Source organism: Pseudoalteromonas sp. S554, from assembly GCF_005930865.1.
Classification (GTDB): domain Bacteria; phylum Pseudomonadota; class Gammaproteobacteria; order Enterobacterales; family Alteromonadaceae; genus Pseudoalteromonas; species Pseudoalteromonas marina.
In genome coordinates this window covers 23,290-42,601 of record NZ_PNDV01000067.1, presented here as the reverse complement: position 1 = coordinate 42,601, position 19,312 = coordinate 23,290, and the positions used below count along the sequence as shown (strand labels likewise).

The following is a 19,312-nucleotide window of genomic DNA, read 5'->3' as shown; positions in this document are numbered from 1 at the left end:
GGAATTAGTTGACCACAACAAGAAAGATTTTAATAGTTTGATTTTTGCTTAATTAACTCTATTTCATAAGGTGATCGGGAATTACACTTGAACACTCAATTATTTTTAATAAAATTGCGTTATGTCTGGTTAATGTGTGGCTCCCCCAACCAATAACACCTTAGCCGGACTGTTTAGTTATTATTCTCACTACTTTGACCCCACTGTAAAAGGTGGGGTTTTTTTACTCTTAAATACCATTTAAGCATGTTTTATTGTTTGGTTGTTTTACTAACCAAAACAAATACTTTTAAGGTTGAATATGTACACCGTTATCAACGTACCATCCGGAAAATTAATAGTTAACAACGAGATCATTAGTGATATTGAGAGCTTACTTAATGTCGCAGTGCCATCATTACGCAAACAAGAAACGGAAATTGATTTATTGTGTTGGCTTCATAATATATTTACACCAAGCTTTAGTGATCAGCATGGTTCGTATTGTCAAAACTCATTAGAGAAAACAGCATTGATTGCCGTAAATTCGATGCAACACCTAATTATCGATAAAGATGCTTTTGTAACTCAGTTTAACAATAACAATTTTGATTTTTATTTATCTTACATTGGTGCCACGTTTACTCCTGATGACGATAGAGCTTGGTATGACACAAACGAGTTCATCTTCCTTGATCAAAAGCAAATTCATTAGCTGAGCTTCTTATTTGTATGATCTGGATAATTAGTTGATCCAAGTAGGTACCCCTTTTATGTTTTCATCATGTTTTTACTGATACAGTCGATTTATAAAGTCCATTTAGCCAGAGGTTCTTATGCAACGTATACCAATGAACTACAAACCAAAAAAAACACCACATATTATTTATTATGATATTGAAAACGTTCATGACAAAGGTGTTGATTTGATTAAGCAGCTTAAAGTGCATGAATTCAACGTTTCCTTTAAAGATGATTTATCTAAAGTGGTTGATTTTATCGTTGATAATATAGGAAGTTCTCGGCCTTTGGTTCATCACATTCCCTTTAGTGAAGCTGAAAAAGACAGAGCAGATCAACAATTACTCCAAGCATTTAAACGCGATTTAAATCATTACAAAGCGGTGCCCAATATTACCTATGTTTTGTATACCCATGATAAAAAATTCCAAGAAAAATTTAGAAACCTAGCTATTCAAGGGAGTGCGTTTTTTAAGGTGGTTTCGCCTGTTGCGACACAAATAGCAGCGTAAACAATTATGGAAAGTATATTAGATGTAGGGGAGTATTTACCTTATGCAAAGAAACATCATGGTCACATAGCTGACCCTGATAGCCTAAATTCAAATTGTAATAATAACAGGTTGTCACCAGTTACTTTAAAATATCTTTGGCCTGAACCTGACTGGGTTGAATTATTCAATATTGGTTACCCTAAAGACTTGTTAGCTCGTATTTATAGCTATTATCACGGATTAAGACTCAAACCAAAAGTAGGGGTTCACCTTAGGGAGGATGGAGTAGATATTACAGATTTGATGTGGGAAGACGCTTTCATTAAATCAATACTATTTATCAGAGATTGGTGTGAAAGTGCTTCGAGCTTAGCTAGTTTTGATGTGTTCAATAAAGCATTTAAAAAACATCTAAATATTAATGACGGATCAAAAAATAGTTATCAATTATATGCGGCTGGCAGGAATACAGGTAGAACGATGTTTCACGCTCTATCACCTAAAGGGAAATACAAAGAATATGAGACTTTATTGCCTTATTTAGATTGGCCTAATAGTGTTAATGCAAAAAATATAAAGCTTTTTCCGATAAAATTAATTAATAAGCATTCAAAAAAAGCATTCTACCGGTTATGTGATGTTAACTTTAAAAGCGTTTCTTGGAGGGAGGTCGATGAAAATATAACGAATAAATTTGACACATACGAAAGCGCAGTAACAGCATTAGTTAAAAACCATGGTTCGCAGTTCGTATCTACCCCCAAAGCCCCCCTTAATCTTTATACGCCTAAAAAAGTCATAAACAACCTAATGGGAGCGCCAACTAAATTCAACAGTGTAAGCGCTGAAATGCTATTGCGAGATTTTGCATTTCGCGGGATTCAATTTGGTAACGCACTATCAAATATAGAGCGACAAACTTTTATAAGTAATACATATCATGCACTCGTTGTTTTATCTGAAATTTTAGAGATCCCACAGCGTTGGATTGGTGCTGGCGCTCTTGGCCTTGCATTTGGAGCTCGTGGCTCAGGTTCAGCGGCAGCTCATTATGAACCATCTTTAAATATTATTAATTTGACTAGATTTAACGGTGCAGGCTCGATTGCACATGAGTTTTTTCATTCAATTGATAATAGACTGGCGAAAAAGTGTGGTCATAATGAAACATTGTACAGCGAATTAACAAAAAAGCCTGACCATATTGACATCACTCACAGATTAGATGCGTTCAATAAGATAACATCCCATTGTATTGATAAAAACAGCCAATATTATAATCGCGCTTTATCTATTGATGGACAGAAAGGCACTAAAAAGTATTGGTCTTTACCATCTGAATTAATAGCAAGGGCATTTGAGGCATATATTCAAGACCGAACTGAGGGTATGAATATCAGTAATCAATGGTTATCTTTTGGCACTAAAGAAAGTGATCATCGATATGACATGCACCCTTACCCAATCGGAGATGAGAGAATATTTTTAAACAGCTTATTCAATAGTGAGTTACAACAATTATTTGCGGCTATTTAGTGTTTTTTTAATAGTAGACCAAACACCCCCAATTCAAACGTCATATTTTTATTGTGTCACCATTCACTCAATGTTTTTTACAAAACAATAATAACTTAAGGAAATATATGTCTTATCAATCTGATTTTGCCAAATGCTCATTCTGTGGTGAGAATGACTGTGATTGCATCGAAAGCCAACGCAAAGGAAGTGCAGTTGACTTACTGGGTAATAAAATCACTTGGGTTTATACCCTTGATGATGGATTAATTGTTTTTTCTGTTAATGAAGATGAGATCACAACCTGGTCATGTGAAGACGATTGTGAAGCGACTGCGGATGATTTTATAAAAACATGGATCAAAACCCAGTCTATAACATTAAACTCGATAAAGCTTAGCGACCCAGCTGTAGCTGAGTTTATTCTTAAGGGCGCTTGCGGTGTCTCATATAGCGATGAAGATATTGTCATGGTAACCGATGAATTAAAACATGCAGATACTTACCTGAGTAACCTAGCTAAGGTGGCTTCTAATGATAGGGATTGATTTATTTGCTGGCGCTGGTGGTACTTCGCTGGGCGCTAAAAGGGCAGGTGTCAACATCTCTTGGGCGGCAAACCATAACCCTAAGGCAGTAGAATACCATTCTATTAATCATCCCGAAGTAGAACACGCTTGTCAGGATTTACAGCAAGCCGATTGGTCTCTCGTTCCCAATCATGACCTGACGTTAGCTTCCCCTTGTTGCCAAGGTCATTCAAAAGCATCTGGCACAGCAAAGAAAAGCATAAAGGCTGATAAAAGCCGAAGTACAGCTTGGGCGGTCGTGGATTGTTTAGATGCGCACAGATCGCCTTTAGCAATCATTGAGAATGTTGAATGTTTTTTAAAGTGGGATTTATTTGAAGCTTGGGAGTTTGCGATGAAAAAAATGGGATATTCCTTATCTATTAATCATGTAAATGCTGCTGACTTAGGAATACCGCAAAATAGACCGCGAATATTTATCGTTGCTACTCGCTCTAAAAACCCAATAGCTTTGAATTTACCGAAAGTAGATCATGTTCCAGCGAGAACCTTTATAGATACCTCATTTGAGGGCCATAAATGGGATCTGGTAAGCAACCGAGTTATTGCAACACAAAACAGAGTAAAGCATGGCCGTAAAAAATTCGGTGATGTTTTTTTAGATGCTGCTTATAGCGGAGAGTTGGGGGGTAGGTCGCTTGATAAACCAGTCGGTACCATTACCACAGTTAATAAACATTCTTTGGTGATGGGGGAGTATATTAGACCACTAACAATAAAAGAGATGGCAGTTGCTCAAACATTTCCTGATGATTATCAATTCCCCGCTGGCGCTACAATCACAAAAGAAATGATTGGTAATGCTGTTCCACCGGTTATGGCAGAAAAGGTGATAAAAGCTGTTCTAGCTAACGCTTAGAAGCATTAAAGTTATTAGTTTTTTGAGGTGATTCACAAAAGGTTGCTCAGTTGATAACAGGGTACCCCTTTTTCAATTAGATGTATTAATCGGTGTAAAATCATAATCAATAAGTATTATTTTAATGAGGTAGTCATGCAAAATTTTCTAGAATCTTGGTTAAAAGCGAAAAACATTAACCGCTGGCCTTTACATCATTGTTTGTCACCAACAAATGATGCCGTTCATAGTTTTGAATGCTCAATCGTAGCTCACTTGATAGGTGTAATTGATCGTGACTTGTTTAACAATGACGTTAACCCAGACCGCATGGCCACAATGTGTATTTATCATGAAACAGGCGAACTCTTGCTTGGTGATATTAATTCTGTGGCTAAAAACCATAATAAAGATGTACACGATACAATTAAGGGCTTAGAGCGGCATTTTGAAGATGTTATTTTATCTTCGCTACCACCAGAGCTTCAAAACTCGCTTAGCTCATATACTACCCAGTGTAAAACCAGTCGAGAGGGGTATCTATGCAAAGCAAGTGATGATATCTGCGCATATATTGAAGCACTGAAAGAGTTAAAGTTGGGTAATTATGAATTTGCTGAAGCTGTAAATTCCACTAAAGAGCGTGTCGATTCTTGGGGATTAAAGTATGAATGCGTTGCATATTTCATTGATAAGTTTTTAACCTCACTCAATCAAACCGTTGATACTCTTTATCGCAAGCAGGCGTGATACATCATAATTACCTATTCCTTATGCTTGACTCGCCCATAAATTGGTGAGTCAAGCAAGCCTATTGTTCAATATCTTTATACGTTAATCTTAAGCGCTTGCAGTGCTCAAACCTAAAGCTACACGCCATAAGTTATTTTCACTCACTTTGCGACCTGAAATAGATACCACTTTAACCGTTCTATTAGGTAAATCAGTTTCAACCGTTACGTATTTCTTACCCGTTCTAATATTGTAAAGTAAGCCTGAAGCCTCTTTAGCGGAAATGTTTAATTTATAGCCCAGGGTGGCGGCTGTAAAACAACCGCCACTTTCAAGCATTATTTCTGCTGCTTCACTCGTTGTAATAATAGCCATTATTGCTCAGAAACCTTATAATTCCACTCGGTTTCAGCATCAAACTGATTACCGCCAGCAATAATATAACCACTGATAAATTCAGCTTTCTGTTCGCCTAACTGCTGTTCTCTAGCCTCTTCCGCTGTTTGCTGATAACAATCATAAGACCAGATGTGTTCAGGTGAAGCATCCCACAAGGTCAAATCAACTACACCAGACGCTTTAACTTTTTCCATTAGTGCATCAGCTTTTTCATAAGATAATGCTGGCGGCAATGTAAAAGTGATTTGCTCATTATTGTTGTAAATAGCAACAAGCCATTGATCAGCTTCACAAGCTTCATGTGAGGTAGTTAAAACCGCCACGTTAAAGCCTGCTTCTTTAAGATTGAATTTTGTTAAGTCCGTGTTTTTCACTTTATCCACCCTTTTAATGTTTAACTTTGGTATTTGATTGCTTTCTACATCATTAATGTACTGGCTTTCATGGTGGGAAGTGTGATAGGGGGTTCTACTACAATGCAGTATTAACACCACCGTTTCGGTGATGTTAATCGCATTTTTATACATTGGTTTTACATCAACCAATTAGGTATGAATTATGATTTCACTAGTAACTATCAATACAACTTTTAAAGAGTGCATCGAAACGGCTTCAGAATGTTTTTCGCGTGAAAAATGGGCCTTACAACCAAGCGGTATCGAACTAGATAAACATAAATCAAAATACGGCCAGGTTACCAATAAAGGAGTGGTATTAATCGCGCCAGCGTTCTTAGGTACCACGGCTTACAATAAATTAAAAGAGACAATGTTTCATGAAATCGCACACTTAATTGTTGGGCCTAAGCATAATCATAACAAACACTTTAAGTATGTATTTTCAATTTTAACCGATGGTATTGAATCGGATGAATCAGAACGACAAAAAGTAAAGGTCAACAACGGTTACAAGTACAAATTATTAGCTTTCACTAAGAGTAAGGTTTATGAACTTGGTGGCGCATTCAGACGCACTAAAAAATATACGGATTATGGTACCAATGACAAACCCAAAAATATGAAACTTCTAGGGGAAACAATACAGCGCTTTGAATATATTCCATATAACGAAAAACCACCTGAAAACGCCATAACCGAGGTTGAATTTTTGGCAAAATAAAAATCCGACAGCAAAAGCTCTTTATTTAATAAAATTACCGTGGCTTTTTGTTGACCCGTATCTGCTATCGCGATACGGGGACCATGATTGATTTGAAAAACAGGTTGGAGCGAACCACACCACCTTATCAGAAATCCTCCCCTTAATTTGTCACCTTAGTGATGTCATCAACAACAAATTAAGGAATCAACATGGCAGAACGTAATCGCATTATCAGAGAAATCCCTGTAACGGGCTCAAGTTCAAATTGTATTGTTATTTCAGTTCGCTTTAATGCTGGCGGCATCAACTATGCAAGTTATGAAAATGAAAAGCGCGGCTATTACTTATCGGTTCAGCCTGTCACTAAAAGCGATGGCTGGCAAACAATCAAAGGTTTTAGTGGGGTGAAAGGTTTAGTTGAAGAAGCGAAGCGCTTTGGCCAGAAAAAACTGGATAACTTGGTCGTTGACGAGGCTCGTGTTAATCAGTTTATTGAATACGTACTTGAACGCAATAATTTAAAGCTTGCTGAAGAACCAGTTGCGGCTTAGGCCGTGAATTACTAACTTAATCAAGGTTATCGTATGTTTACCCCTTTAATGGCCAACAAAAGCAATAAATTAATTAAATATCATGATAATGATGTGATTATTTACATGGTTGAAAATGAGGGGCAAATTTTATCTTTCCTAGAGTTGGGAAGTACCACTTGCGGTAACTACTGGGTGCGCCATTGCGCCACCGCTGAAACAAATTTAAGACAAGGATTGTCGCATTCATTGTACCTACTGGCCATGGCAGATGTTTACCCCATGGCCTTAGCTCCAAGCCGTGAGTGTACTTCAGCGCATGCCATCCCATTATGGCAAAAGTTATATTTGAATGAGCAAGTTATCAAGTCACCAGTCACAAACGAAACCACCTATTGCACTGAGTTCGATGAATGGTTTGATGAAATATTAGAAGTTAACCCGCTACAAACTGAAGAGTATATTAGTAGTTTGGAATGCAATTTCTCATTATTCAGCGCTGTTAAGTCCGGCCTTATTAATCCCCATCCATATAACACGTTATACCGGTTAGACGTTAATCATGAAGTTAACATTATCGCCAGCTCAAATGGTAGATATAAATCACTATGCGGATCATTATTTGATGAGCGCTATGAACAATTAGATCTTTGATGAAAAATCATGAGAGAATACTCAGTAAAAAAACCGCTACCGGTTGGTAAAATTTTTCAATTTCCGACATTCGCTCGTTTTACCCAAAAGCATTTCCTTAACACCTCTTTTAGTAACATCATCCATGGTAGTATGATTAACTTAACTTAAGGTATACTTTATTTAGTTGGAACGGCTAAATAGGATTATCATGGCTGTTAACTTTTTAATTAACGCTAGTGCTAATAACTGTTTATAGTTTCTTGATTAGGTAATTCAAATTAAGGAGAATAATTGTGATTTTGATAGAAAATTACCCTGCATTAAAGCAAATTCTTTGGGATTACCATAAGTTAGAAATAAGTGAAAAAGATGCGTTTTTGTATTATGAAGAACGCGTCAGCAAGTGGTTCGATAAACACGAATTATCACCTGAAGAAACTGCATTGATAGATGACCTGGTTAATCGTTACGGTGCTGGCGTAGCGTTATTTTAGAGGTAAATATGAATTTCAAAAGACAGCACCATATAAAAATTCAAAAATTATTGAATTGCTTCAATAGTGAATACCTAGAAAAAAATAATATTCTTTTTGGTGGTGGGACTCGTATATCATTAGAGTTAAATGAGTTTAGGGAATCAATAGATGTGGATTTTCTATGTCCATCACTCGAATCGTATAAAGCAGTGCGAAGTCAAGTGACTAATGTTGGTTTTGGAGATTTACTAAAGACGAAGTTGAATTTAGTTAAGGAGATCCGAATTAACCGAGATGCTGTGAGAGCGGTAGTTTTAATTGAAGACACTCCTATTAAGCTAGAATTGGTTAATATCAACGGTTATAACCTGAAGCCTGACACAAATAAACCATTTGGTGTTCCTATGGTCAATAGGGATGGCTGTTTTTTAACTAAAGCACTAGCCCATTCAGATAGACAATACTCCCCTGACAATAAGGACATGTTTGATATATTAATGATGTCAAAAGTATGGGGGAAGCCAGCTGATTCAGTATGGGAAAACTGTGAAAGAATCTATGGTAAAGCTCCCAAACAGGACTTAATAAAACAATTAAAATCGTTAAACCACGATTCAGGCAAGCTGCTTAAGGTTGCAGATAGTGGTGCAAACCTGAGCATAGATAGAAATTTGATTCGGGATTTACTTCTTAACGAATCAAAAGAATTGCTGAGCTACCTGAGCAACGAACCAAAAAAAGAAATAAATCATAGTTCAGCCCCGTCAATGTAATGTAAGAATATACATTAACGGGGCACTGTATTTTTTCAGCTATAGGTAAAGTAAAAACGAAAGATGGTGAAGTCTATCTTTATTCTGGAATTCATAATATTTAAATCACCGATTTAATTTAAATCAGAATATAGGAACCTGAGCAGCTTCGAATCTTATAACACCCCCAATTCAAATCATTTTCAGAGTAATTGATACCTTAACTTTAAGTTAATTATTAGAGTTAAGGTTATTCACTATGTTTGATTTATATAGCGTTCTTGCAAATGGCATTACAATTACAGGTAATAAAGTAACAGTTGAACACCAATGTACAGAAGAGTTATGGGGCAGCATAAAGCGTTGCTTCCAAGCTTATAGAGCCAAGTGGGTAGGGTACTCTTACGATTTTTTTATGAAACTCGACTGCTCCGCATTTATGTTTTTTAAAACTATGAAAAGTGATATATCATCTACTTTCGTTCAAATATCTATGTTAGCTTTAGCTACAAATAAATTATAGGCTGTTTCGTGACTAAAGCTCAATCTCCCGTAGGAATGCGATCGGCCTTGAAATGGGCCGGAGGCAAAAAAAAGTTGTTCATGAAATTGCTAATCTATTACCTAAAAGAGGTAAAAAAAGGTTAGTTGAGCCTTTCGTGGGTGGTGGTTCAGTTTTCCTTAATTTAGACTTTGATGAGTATCTTTTGGTAGATATGAATAAAGATCTAATTAACTTATTCAACATCATCAAAAATCAACCGAATGAATTTATTGCTGATGCTCAGCGTTTCTTTAATGTTAATAATAATCAGCCTGAAATTTATTATGAACTTCGAAGCCAATTTAATCAGTCTAGTGATCCATATGAACGGTCTCTATTATTTTTATATCTAAATAGGCATGGCTACAATGGGTTATGCCGCTACAACAAGAGTGGTGGATATAATGTTCCTTTTGGAAGGTATAAGCATCCGTACTTCCCAACAGATGAGCTAAGATACTTTTCTGAAAAAGCCCAAAAAGCTACATTCATTCAAGGTGACTTTGAAACTGCATTCGCTCAGCTTAAAGCTAATGATGTAGTTTATTGTGATCCACCTTATTCACCAATAAATCCTACTTCAAACTTCACGGCTTACGCAGGTAATTCGTTTACAGATGAAGACCAAAAACGCTTAGTTGATTGTGCTGAAGTTGCTAAAAATAATAATGTCCCGACATTGATATCAAATCACCATGTAGACTTCACTCGTGAACTGTATAAAGATGCCTCTAAAAAGAAGTTTTTTCAGGTACAACGCACGATAAGTCAAAAAGGTAAGGGGCGAATCAAAGTTGAGGAAATATTAGCTCTTTATAAATAATAGAAGGAGGGAAGTTAGCTTTATTTTTACAGACATTGAATTCACTCAAAAAAATTTTTTACATTATCCTTACAATCTCGAATCGATGAATAGTTAATTTCGAAATAAATAGCCTTCAACCGAATTCGGCAGCTAGATATGAAGGTATTATTGAGTCTGGCTAAAATGAGTAGTAATAATTATGCCAAATAACTTTTGTATTTTACAGGCTTCTTACCTTGAGTAAAAATATCCCACCAAGAGAACCTCATCGCTAAAATTTGATCTAATGCCCTTGTGTTGGTTATACGGTTAAAGTTAGTTTCATCATGGTCTTGCGGCACCGTATAGCCAACTACTTTTGTCCGCTTAAGTGGGCGTTACCGATACAAAAACTAATCCAAATTCAGTTTTAGCCCGTTTAAGGAATTGATTATGAAATTGCTTGTAAGGATACTTACGAAGCAAACATTCTTAACTCTAAGTTTATTCAGATCGGTTGCACATTCTCGACATTAGCGTACTTTTAAGGTGCAATATCTGAATAGCTAAAGCGGACATTCATTCGATAGTAAAATGCATAACAGATTTAATCATAAAAATTTAGTTTGCATGGCTTACGTTGACTAACCCCTATCTAGAAAACTGGCAATAGGTTAAATACAAGCTTGTATAATATCTCGAATCTCTTTATCACTTAATTTGACGGGATTATTCCTGTAACTTGAGGCACTGATAAGTTGATCTAATGTGGCATGATTTAAACCGTATTGTGCAAATTTAGGGATTTTAAATTTTTTTTGCCAACGGTAAAGCTTATCAACTAGGGCTTGGCAATATTGCTCTTTAGTTAAGGTTTTATGGTCACTGCACAGCAGTCCTATTTTTGCCATTTTTGTTATATCTTTGTTGTTATTTTCTCTTATCATGACATCTAGTGTTACTTGGTTCGCCTTTGCGATAAGTCCAGCACACGCTACACCATGTGGAATATCATAAAACCCACCCATAGGACCCGCTATGCCATGAACTATCCCAAGGCCTGCATTGGTTAAGCAACTTCCAGATAGCATAGATGCGATTGCCAGTGCGCCACGAACCTTGGTATTTTGTGCGCCATGAGAACAGGCTGCATCAAGGTTATCTATGATGAGTTGCATACCCTTTTCAGCTAACATATCTGTCATGAGGTTACTTTTAGTCGATAAGTAGGCTTCAAGTAGTTGGGTAAAAGCATCGAGTCCGCAACAGGCTGTTTGTAAGGGAGGACAAGTGGTTGTTAAGCTTGAATCTAACCAAATTTCTGTGGGAATGAGCTTGTCATGACGAATTGATTTTTTATAACCTTGGTCTCCAACTTGACTAAATACTGCGTTCGAAGTCATTTCACTGCCTGTTCCTGATGTGGTGGGAATCGCAACGAATGGAAGAATATTATCTGGCAGCGTTAATCCTTTACCTATCCCCTCAAGATAATCTAACAAACTATGTTGTGTTACCAGCATTGCTGATAAGGCCTTAGCGGCATCTAAGACAGAACCACCACCAATCCCGATAACTTTGTTTATGTTAGTTTGATTATTTTCATCCTGAAATCGTTGGCAAATTGCATCAATATCCTGCGGACTTGGTTCGCCACTGATTTGTACTAGATTCTTACTATTAATATTAATGCCACTAATGGTAAGAAACATTTTAAAGTAGGAGGAGTAATAACCTTCTTTCCCACCGGTTACCCATAACACATTATCTAAATCAGCTAAGGTATTTTCAAGACTTTTTGTAATACCGGGGCCGTAATAGATTTTGGGCCATTTAGCGAAGTTAAATGCTTCTAGTAAGTATTCCATATTTAATCCTAAACTGAGTAGTTTATTTCAATATTGAGCTTTAATTTTCGTTAAATATTATCAAAACAACTAGGACAGCCCTATAAGTTTCAGATCGATTTAGGATCGTTTCCGCCATCATATAGTGAGATAGGTTTTGACCTTAATTTTGACTTGTTATTGCGTATTGAAAGCATTGGCTATTTATTGCTCTTAGATCAAGCTATTCAGATTAGAAGACAAGCTTGAAATAATTTCAAACTAGTCCTCTAATAATTACCATATCTGCGATTAAGGTTTTAATCTTATCGAGGCAGCATAAAATGGTAATTATGCTGTTGTTATACCATCCTAAATGAACAGGCTTTGCCGAAAGTAATGAACCAAGTGTTTTATTAACTTTGCACACGGCGTACAGCATTTTTCCAACCATCGTATAAACTATCACGAGTCGGCTTATCAAATTCAGGTTCAAAGCACTTTTCCCGCTGCCACATACCTTCTAATTCTTCAAGTGAGTTATATATTTCAGCCTTTAGTCCCGCAAGATAAGCGACACCTAATGCCGTTGTTTCAGTAATTTGTGGGCGGTCAACCGTCGCGCCTAAAATATCAGCAAGAAATTGCATCACCCAGTTATTTGCTACCATGCCTCCGTCAACGCGTAATGCAATAGGTCTTTCACCATCACTTTCCATCGCTTTTTGTAAATCTTTAGTTTGATAACAAACTGATTGCAAACCAGCGGTAACAATTTCTTTAATGCCTGTATCTCGAGTTAAACCGAAGATAGCTCCACGGGCATTTGGATCCCAATAGGGAGCGCCTAAGCCTGTAAATGCAGGTACTAAATACACACCATGATCAATTGGCGTTTGACGTGCTAAAGGTTCAGTATCTCCTGCATCATTAATTAGTTTAAGACCATCTCGAAGCCATTGAACGGTAGCCCCTGCAATAAAAATACTGCCTTCCAAAGCGTAGGTTACTTTGCCATTAATTCGATAGGCGACTGTCGACAGCAACCTATTTTCTGATTTCAACGCAATATCACCTGTATTGACAATCATAAAACAACCTGTGCCATAGGTGCTTTTGGCCATACCTTCTCGGAAACAGGTTTGTCCAAATAACGCTGCTTGCTGATCACCAGCCATACCTAATATAGGGATTTCAACCCCCATAGTTTCCTTATCTGTGACACCAAAGTTATCTGAAGAGTCCATCACTTCAGGTAATAAAGCGCGAGGGATATTGAAAAGGTTTAATAAATCTTCATCCCATTGCTGGGTATGTATGTTAAATAACATAGTGCGTGATGCATTGGTTGCATCGGTGCGATGTTCTTTTCCACCAGTTAATTTCCATAATATATAACTATCTACTGTACCAAACGCCAACTCTCCCTTTTCAGCACGAGCGCGAGCACCATCAACGTTGTCCAAAATCCAGCGTATTTTTGTAGCGGAAAAATAAGGGTCAATTAATAATCCAGTTTTCTCACTGATTAACGATTCCAAATTTTCGTTTTTAAGTTGTTGACAATACTCGCTGGTACGACGGTCTTGCCAAACGATGGCTCGATATAGCGGTTGACCTGTTTTACGATCCCATATTAGTGTAGTTTCACGTTGATTGGTGATACCAATAGCTCTGACTACATCATTACTCGTATCAACATTTGCAATGACCTGTTGAAAGCTACGCTCTACCGTTTGCCATATATCTGCTGGCTCATGTTCAATCCAACCATCGTTTGGAAAATATTGTGGAAACTCCTCTTGGGCAGAATGCACGCTGTGGCCTTCACGGTTAAATAAGATAGCCCGAGAGCTTGTGGTGCCTTGATCTATGGCTAAAATATAGTCACTCATATAAAATCCAAATAAGTTGTTAAACTTTCATTAATGTTCGATAATGTTCACTTTATAACCTTTATGTAATAATTACAACAGCACAAATAATATTATTAGCTAAATGTGTTTGCTAATTTCTCTGTTACTGGCAGAATAGTTAAGTATAGCTGCAATATTTTTTTTACCTCTAAGCAGCCCTCTTGATAAATTGATATTATTAACCGGTAAAATATAACTAGCATGACACAACAACAACGACAGGCATTAATTCTTGAGAAGATTCAACAAAGTGGTTTTGTTACCATTGATGAATTAGTAAAGCATTTTAAAGTAACACCACAAACAGTGCGTCGTGATCTTAATCAACTAGCCAAGGTAAAGAAAATTTCCCGTTATCACGGCGGTGCAGGCACCGAATCTAGCACTGTCAATACCGATTATCAAACGCGAAAAATTATGGATCTTGAAGCAAAGGAAAAAATTGCTGCTGACTTGGTAAATATGATCCCCGATGGAGCCTCAATTTTCATTAATATCGGAACGACAACTGAAACTATTGCACGGGCTTTGTTGGAGCATAAAGGTCTTCAAATCGTAACAAACAATCTAAATGTTGCTTCTATTCTAGGTGCTAAGGAAGACTTTTCAGTTGTTATTGCTGGTGGCGAGGTACGCCACAGAGATGGAGGCGTTATTGGTGAAACTACGGAAGAATTTATTAAAAAATTTCGTATGGACTTTGGCATTATTGGTATCAGTGGTATCGACTTAGAAGGCTCTTTATTGGATTTTGATTATCGAGAAGTTAGGGTAGCCCAAGCCATTATAGCTAATTCTCGTCAGGTACTTTTAGCCGCTGATCATTCAAAATTTGGACGCAATGCCATGGTTCGCTTGGGTAACATCAATCAGGCAGATCATTTTTTTACCGACGCTACCCCGCCAGCAGAAATACAACAGATCCTTTCAGATCACCGAGTTACTTTGCATCTGACTTAAAACTAAACCAGAAAATATTATAAAGCATTCCGAACTAACACTAGTTAATAATGCTCTCCTTTCTCTAAAGCAAACCTTCTTTGAATAGATCAATTAATACCTCTCACTAGTAAAAATATAATCCTTATAATTATCATATGCATATCGTTTGTAGTATAAAAGCAATATTTATTAATGTTCGTTAATATTCGTTTTGTGTTGATCTGTTTTCGATATGAGGTTATTGTATAGAAAATCAACATTATTCAACATATATAAATAAACACAACCGAAGGGAAATTAGCATTTTAGTTAAATTCCTGCTTGTGGAAATTAAAGAGAACAATATGAACGCTAAAAATGATATTCATGATTTATTAGTTATTGGTGGAGGCATCAACGGTGTAGGTATTGCTGCAGATGCAGCGGGTAGAGGACTAAATGTTTTACTTTGTGAAATGAATGACCTTGCGTCATCAACTTCATCTAATAGCAGTAAGCTCATTCATGGTGGATTACGCTACCTTGAATATTATGAGTTTCGTCTGGTACGAGAAGCCCTTGCGGAACGTGAAGTTTTACTAAAAAATGCTCCTCATATCATACGCCCGCTACGTTTTCGCTTACCTCATCGTCGACATTTACGCCCATCGTGGATGATCAGAATTGGTTTGTTTATGTATGATAACTTAGCTAAACGTATGACTTTAAAAGGCTCTCATGGTATTAAATTTGACAAAAACAGCCCTGTTGTTGATAAAATAACCAAAGGATTCGAATATTCGGATGCTTGGGTTGATGATGCTCGTTTAGTGGTGCTTAATGCCATAGCTGCTAGAGATAAAGGTGCGCGTATTATGACACGCACTCGTTGTTCTAATGCTAAGAGAGTGGGCGATATTTGGGAAGTAACCCTTCATGATAATCAAACTGGGCAAAAACAGGTAGTTAAAACTAAAGCGTTAGTAAATGCTGCAGGTCCATGGGTAACCCGTTTCTTTGATGACGCATTGAAAATTCGTTCACCGAAACAAATTCGTTTGATTAAAGGTAGTCACATTATAGTACCGCGTATTCATACCGAATCGCAGGCATATATCTTACAAAATGAAGATAACCGCATTGTTTTTGTTATTCCTTATGAAGACGATTTTTCTTTAATCGGCACTACTGATGTTGAGCATATAGGCGATCCCGCCACAGCATCTATTTCAACAGAAGAGACTGACTATTTAATTTCGGTAGTCAACGATCATTTTAAACATCAAATATCGACGAAAGATATTGTAGCGACTTATGCTGGAGTGCGTCCGTTACTTGATGACGAGTCAGACTCGGCAGCGGCGGTAACACGTGATTATACCTTTGAAGTGGATGCGCCTCAGGGAAAAGCGCCTTTATTGTCAGTGTTCGGCGGCAAGATCACTACTTATCGTAAATTATCTGAAGCTGCGGTTAATGGAATTATTGATTATTTTCCAAGTGCTGGCAAAAGTTGGACAGTTGATGCGGCATTACCCGGTGGCAACTTTGACAATCAGCACAATTTACAAACCAGTCTGCAACGTCAATATAACTGGCTACCTCGTAAAATAATTAATCGTTATGTTCGCTCTTATGGCATGTTAAGTCATGAAATTTGTGCGGGTCTTAGCTCGTTAGAAGAAATGGGACAATATTTTGGTGCAGGTCTTTATCAACGAGAAGTTGAGTACTTAATAGAGAATGAATGGGCCGTTAACCTTGAAGACATAATCTGGCGTCGCAGCAAACTAGGTTTGCAGTTAACTCAAACAGAAAAAGACGCATTGGAAAGTTTTCTTGGTACAACTACGGCCAGTAAAATTGTAACTTCAACAATTGAATTACAACAAAAACAAGCGTAACACTTCTATCCCTTACATCAAATACTGTACTAATCTTGGCTGCATTAGTTAGCCAAGGTTAGTACTAAAAATAACAACTAATAGAGATAACTTATGACAATTCGAGTAGCAATAAACGGTTATGGCCGCATAGGTCGTAATATTTTGCGAGCACTGTACGAATCTAATTACCGCAACGATATTGAAATAGTGGCGATTAATGACTTAGGTGATACAGCCTTTAATGCCCATCTTACTAAATATGATTCTGTACATGGTCGGTTTCCTGGTTCAGTAGAAGTTAATGATGAGAAGATCATTATTAATGGAGACCCCATAGTCACTCTTTCTGAGCGCGATCCACGACAATTACCATGGAAAGAACTTGAGATTGATGTGGTTTATGAATGTACGGGCTTTTTCACTAGTCGTGATAAAGCCATGGGGCATATTGAAGCTGGCGCGATAAAAGTGATAATCTCAGCCCCTGCTAATGATGCAGACGCTACTGTTGTTTATGGGGTTAACCATGATTGTTTAACGGCTGAAAGTCAGATCATTTCAAATGCTTCGTGTACAACCAATTGTTTGGCTCCCGTTGCCAAAGCATTAAATGATTCAATAGGCATTGAACAAGGTTCAATGACAACCATACATGCCTACACCAATGATCAAAATTTAAGTGATGTTTATCATAGTGATATTTATCGTGCTCGTTCAGCAACCCAATCTATGATCCCAACCAAAACGGGTGCAGCCCAAGCGGTTGGCTTAGTTTTGCCTGAGTTAGACGGCAAGCTTGATGGTATGGCCGTACGAGTGCCAACAGTAAATGTTTCATTAGTTGATTTCACTTTTATTGCAAGTCGAGAGACCACACTTGAAGAAATCAATAATAGTATTAGAGCAGCAGCACAAGGACCTATGTTAGGCGTACTAGCGTTTAACGAAGAGCCACTTGTTTCGGTAGACTTTAATCATATCGCAGCATCTTCAAATTTTGATGCAACACAAACACGTATTAACGGTCGTTTAATCAAAGTGATGTCTTGGTATGATAATGAATGGGGTTTTTCTAATCGCATGCTCGATAATACTCTTGCTTTGATGGCAGCTTTTCGTTCAAACAGTAAAGAATTAACAGGTGATGCAGCATGATCAGACGAACTAAAATAGTAGCGACACTGGGTCCAGCAACAGACGAACCAGCAGTGCTTGAAAAATTAATTATAGCGGGCGTTAATGTCGTTCGTTTAAATTTCTCTCATGGTAAAGCAGAAGATCATCAACAACGTGCCGACTTAGTGCGAGAATTAGCGCATAAAAATGGTCGAACTGTTGCCATTCTAGGCGATTTGCAAGGGCCAAAGATTCGTATTGCACAATTTAAAGAAGGACCGATAAAGCTTAACTTAGGTGATCGTTTTAATCTTGATGCTTCACTAGACAAAACCGCTGGTGATCAGCAGCAAGTAGGTCTAGATTACACCAGTTTGCCTGAAGAAGTCATTGTTGGTAATCGTTTGCTGTTAGATGATGGACGAGTAGTACTGCAAGTAGAAGCAATTAAAGGTACTTGTATTGAAACAAGGGTAGTTGTCGCTGGTAAGTTATCAAATAACAAAGGTATAAACCGTGAGGGCGGTGGGCTTTCAGCTGGTGCTTTAACTGAAAAAGATTTTACTGATATTAAATTAGCCGCAAAAATTAATGTTGATTATTTAGCTGTTTCTTTTGTGCGATGTCCAGACGATTTACATCAGGCCCGTCAAGCCTACGAGCAAGCCAGTAATGGTAGACGAGTCGATATCGTTTCTAAAATTGAGCGTGCTGAAGCTGTTGCTGATAATGATTTGCTTGACAGCATTATTCTTGCCTCTGATGTGGTCATGGTAGCGCGAGGTGATTTAGGTGTTGAAATAGGTGATGCAGCGCTGATTGCCGTACAAAAACATTTAATCAAACGTTCTCGTGAACTACAAAAAGTAGTGATCACAGCTACCCAAATGATGGAGTCGATGATCGAGAGTCCATTACCTACACGCGCAGAAGTGTTTGATGTTGCTAACGCGGTATTAGATGGCACTGATGCGGTAATGTTGTCAGGCGAAACTGCTGCAGGTGGTTTTCCTGTCGAAGCTGTTGAGGCTATGGAACGTATAATCTTGGGGGCAGAATGTCACCCACAATCTCAAGTATCTGAACATCGTCTACATGAAGACTTTACTGCTGCTGATGAATCAGTGGCGATGGCGACTATGTATACGGCCAATCACTTGTCTGGTGTTAAGGCTATTATTAGTTTAACTGAGACCGGAAATACGCCATTACTGATGTCGCGTATTAGCTCGAGCATTCCGATTTTTGCTTTTACTCACCAACAAAAAACGAAAAATCGAGTAGCACTTTATCGAGGTGTTGTTCCCGTAACTTATAACTTCGACTCTATCTCTTTTGAACAAGTTAACCAAAGTGTCGTTGATGAACTCGTTCATCGTGGTGAAGTTGTCGAAGGAGACTGGATTATTATCTCTAAAGGTGATTTTTGTAATATCCATGGTGGCACTAATGCAATGAACATAGTACAGGTTAAACATAATGCAGGATAAATAGTGCAAGTTAACGATTAATTACCTAATCAGCAACAATAACGAG

At 37.5% G+C, this 19,312-nt stretch carries 20 protein-coding genes and 1 pseudogene; 17 read left to right on the top strand and 4 right to left on the bottom strand.

Features of this window, described 5'->3' with window-relative positions:
• Positions 1 to 301 precede the first annotated feature (301 nt).
• The 6 genes from CWB65_RS14670 (at position 302) to yfbR (ending at position 4,907) form a co-directional block, all read left to right on the top strand.
• Positions 302 to 694: a hypothetical protein gene (locus tag CWB65_RS14670; protein ID WP_138740871.1), complete on the top strand. Its 393-nt coding sequence runs from the start codon at positions 302 to 304 to the stop codon at positions 692 to 694.
• Between the two features lie 121 nt (positions 695 to 815).
• Complete coding sequence (locus tag CWB65_RS14665) at positions 816 to 1,232, top strand: hypothetical protein (RefSeq protein WP_138740870.1); 417 nt, start codon at positions 816 to 818, stop codon at positions 1,230 to 1,232.
• Between the two features lie 6 nt (positions 1,233 to 1,238).
• Complete coding sequence (locus CWB65_RS14660; protein ID WP_138740869.1) at positions 1,239 to 2,750, top strand: LPD1 domain-containing protein; 1,512 nt, start codon at positions 1,239 to 1,241, stop codon at positions 2,748 to 2,750.
• A 107-nt stretch (positions 2,751 to 2,857) separates the two neighbouring features.
• Positions 2,858 to 3,277: a hypothetical protein gene (locus CWB65_RS14655; protein ID WP_138740868.1), complete on the top strand. Its 420-nt coding sequence runs from the start codon at positions 2,858 to 2,860 to the stop codon at positions 3,275 to 3,277.
• Positions 3,264 to 4,178, top strand: coding sequence for a DNA cytosine methyltransferase (locus CWB65_RS14650; RefSeq protein WP_138740867.1), 915 nt, complete (start codon positions 3,264 to 3,266; stop codon positions 4,176 to 4,178). Before CWB65_RS14655 ends, CWB65_RS14650 begins: the two co-directional genes overlap by 14 nt.
• Before the next feature lie 135 nt (positions 4,179 to 4,313).
• Positions 4,314 to 4,907 (top strand): 5'-deoxynucleotidase, encoded by a 594-nt coding sequence (yfbR, locus tag CWB65_RS14645; RefSeq protein WP_138740866.1) that lies wholly within the window; start codon positions 4,314 to 4,316, stop codon positions 4,905 to 4,907.
• Positions 4,908 to 4,997: 90 nt separating this feature from the next.
• Here yfbR and CWB65_RS14640 read toward each other — a convergent pair whose 3' ends face one another.
• Both CWB65_RS14640 and CWB65_RS14635 read right to left on the bottom strand, forming a co-directional pair.
• Complete coding sequence (locus CWB65_RS14640) at positions 4,998 to 5,264, bottom strand: hypothetical protein (RefSeq protein ID WP_249365035.1); 267 nt, start codon at positions 5,262 to 5,264, stop codon at positions 4,998 to 5,000.
• Positions 5,264 to 5,815: a hypothetical protein gene (locus CWB65_RS14635; RefSeq protein WP_138740865.1), complete on the bottom strand. Its 552-nt coding sequence runs from the start codon at positions 5,813 to 5,815 to the stop codon at positions 5,264 to 5,266. Before CWB65_RS14635 ends, CWB65_RS14640 begins: the two co-directional genes overlap by 1 nt.
• A 31-nt stretch (positions 5,816 to 5,846) precedes the next feature.
• On the opposite strand from CWB65_RS14635, the gene CWB65_RS14630 reads away from it, so the two are divergent.
• From CWB65_RS14630 to CWB65_RS14600, 7 genes and pseudogenes are all read left to right on the top strand, one after another.
• Positions 5,847 to 6,407 carry a hypothetical protein gene (locus tag CWB65_RS14630; protein WP_138740864.1) on the top strand — a complete coding sequence of 187 codons (561 nt, stop codon included), beginning with the start codon at positions 5,847 to 5,849 and terminating at the stop codon, positions 6,405 to 6,407.
• A 191-nt stretch (positions 6,408 to 6,598) separates the two neighbouring features.
• Positions 6,599 to 6,940 (top strand): hypothetical protein, encoded by a 342-nt coding sequence (locus tag CWB65_RS14625; RefSeq protein WP_138740863.1) that lies wholly within the window; start codon positions 6,599 to 6,601, stop codon positions 6,938 to 6,940.
• A gap of 33 nt (positions 6,941 to 6,973) precedes the next feature.
• Positions 6,974 to 7,573 carry a hypothetical protein gene (locus CWB65_RS14620; RefSeq protein WP_138740862.1) on the top strand — a complete coding sequence of 200 codons (600 nt, stop codon included), beginning with the start codon at positions 6,974 to 6,976 and terminating at the stop codon, positions 7,571 to 7,573.
• A gap of 275 nt (positions 7,574 to 7,848) precedes the next feature.
• Positions 7,849 to 8,049 carry a hypothetical protein gene (locus tag CWB65_RS14615; RefSeq protein ID WP_138740861.1) on the top strand — a complete coding sequence of 67 codons (201 nt, stop codon included), beginning with the start codon at positions 7,849 to 7,851 and terminating at the stop codon, positions 8,047 to 8,049.
• Positions 8,050 to 8,057: 8 nt separating this feature from the next.
• A complete protein-coding gene (locus tag CWB65_RS14610) occupies positions 8,058 to 8,804 on the top strand; it encodes a nucleotidyl transferase AbiEii/AbiGii toxin family protein (protein WP_138740860.1) in 747 nt (248 codons plus the stop codon).
• 238 nt (positions 8,805 to 9,042) lie between these two features.
• Complete coding sequence (locus tag CWB65_RS14605) at positions 9,043 to 9,306, top strand: hypothetical protein (protein WP_138740859.1); 264 nt, start codon at positions 9,043 to 9,045, stop codon at positions 9,304 to 9,306.
• 35 nt (positions 9,307 to 9,341) lie between these two features.
• Positions 9,342 to 10,150 (top strand): annotated as a pseudogene (locus CWB65_RS14600) (Dam family site-specific DNA-(adenine-N6)-methyltransferase).
• Between the two features lie 635 nt (positions 10,151 to 10,785).
• Here CWB65_RS14600 and CWB65_RS14595 read toward each other — a convergent pair.
• Positions 10,786 to 11,979 carry an iron-containing alcohol dehydrogenase gene (locus CWB65_RS14595; RefSeq protein WP_138740858.1) on the bottom strand — a complete coding sequence of 398 codons (1,194 nt, stop codon included), beginning with the start codon at positions 11,977 to 11,979 and terminating at the stop codon, positions 10,786 to 10,788.
• Between the two features lie 374 nt (positions 11,980 to 12,353).
• Positions 12,354 to 13,832, bottom strand: coding sequence for a glycerol kinase GlpK (gene glpK / locus CWB65_RS14590; protein WP_138740857.1), 1,479 nt, complete (start codon positions 13,830 to 13,832; stop codon positions 12,354 to 12,356).
• Positions 13,833 to 14,054: 222 nt separating this feature from the next.
• Here glpK and CWB65_RS14585 point away from each other — a divergent pair, with 222 nt between their 5' ends.
• From CWB65_RS14585 to pyk, 4 genes are all read left to right on the top strand, one after another.
• On the top strand, positions 14,055 to 14,813 hold the full coding sequence (locus CWB65_RS14585; protein ID WP_138740856.1) for a DeoR/GlpR family transcriptional regulator: 759 nt from the start codon (positions 14,055 to 14,057) through the stop codon (positions 14,811 to 14,813).
• Positions 14,814 to 15,139: 326 nt separating this feature from the next.
• The gene (gene glpD / locus CWB65_RS14580; RefSeq protein WP_138740855.1) at positions 15,140 to 16,678 is read left to right on the top strand and encodes a glycerol-3-phosphate dehydrogenase; all 1,539 of its coding nucleotides are present in this window, start codon (positions 15,140 to 15,142) and stop codon (positions 16,676 to 16,678) included.
• A gap of 93 nt (positions 16,679 to 16,771) precedes the next feature.
• Entirely contained in the window at positions 16,772 to 17,815 is a 1,044-nt protein-coding gene (gene gap, locus CWB65_RS14575; protein ID WP_138740854.1) for a type I glyceraldehyde-3-phosphate dehydrogenase, read from the top strand.
• Positions 17,812 to 19,266, top strand: a complete 1,455-nt coding sequence (gene pyk, locus CWB65_RS14570; protein WP_138740853.1) for a pyruvate kinase — start codon at positions 17,812 to 17,814, stop codon at positions 19,264 to 19,266. Before gap ends, pyk begins: the two co-directional genes overlap by 4 nt.
• The last annotated feature ends 46 nt before the right edge of the window (positions 19,267 to 19,312 follow it).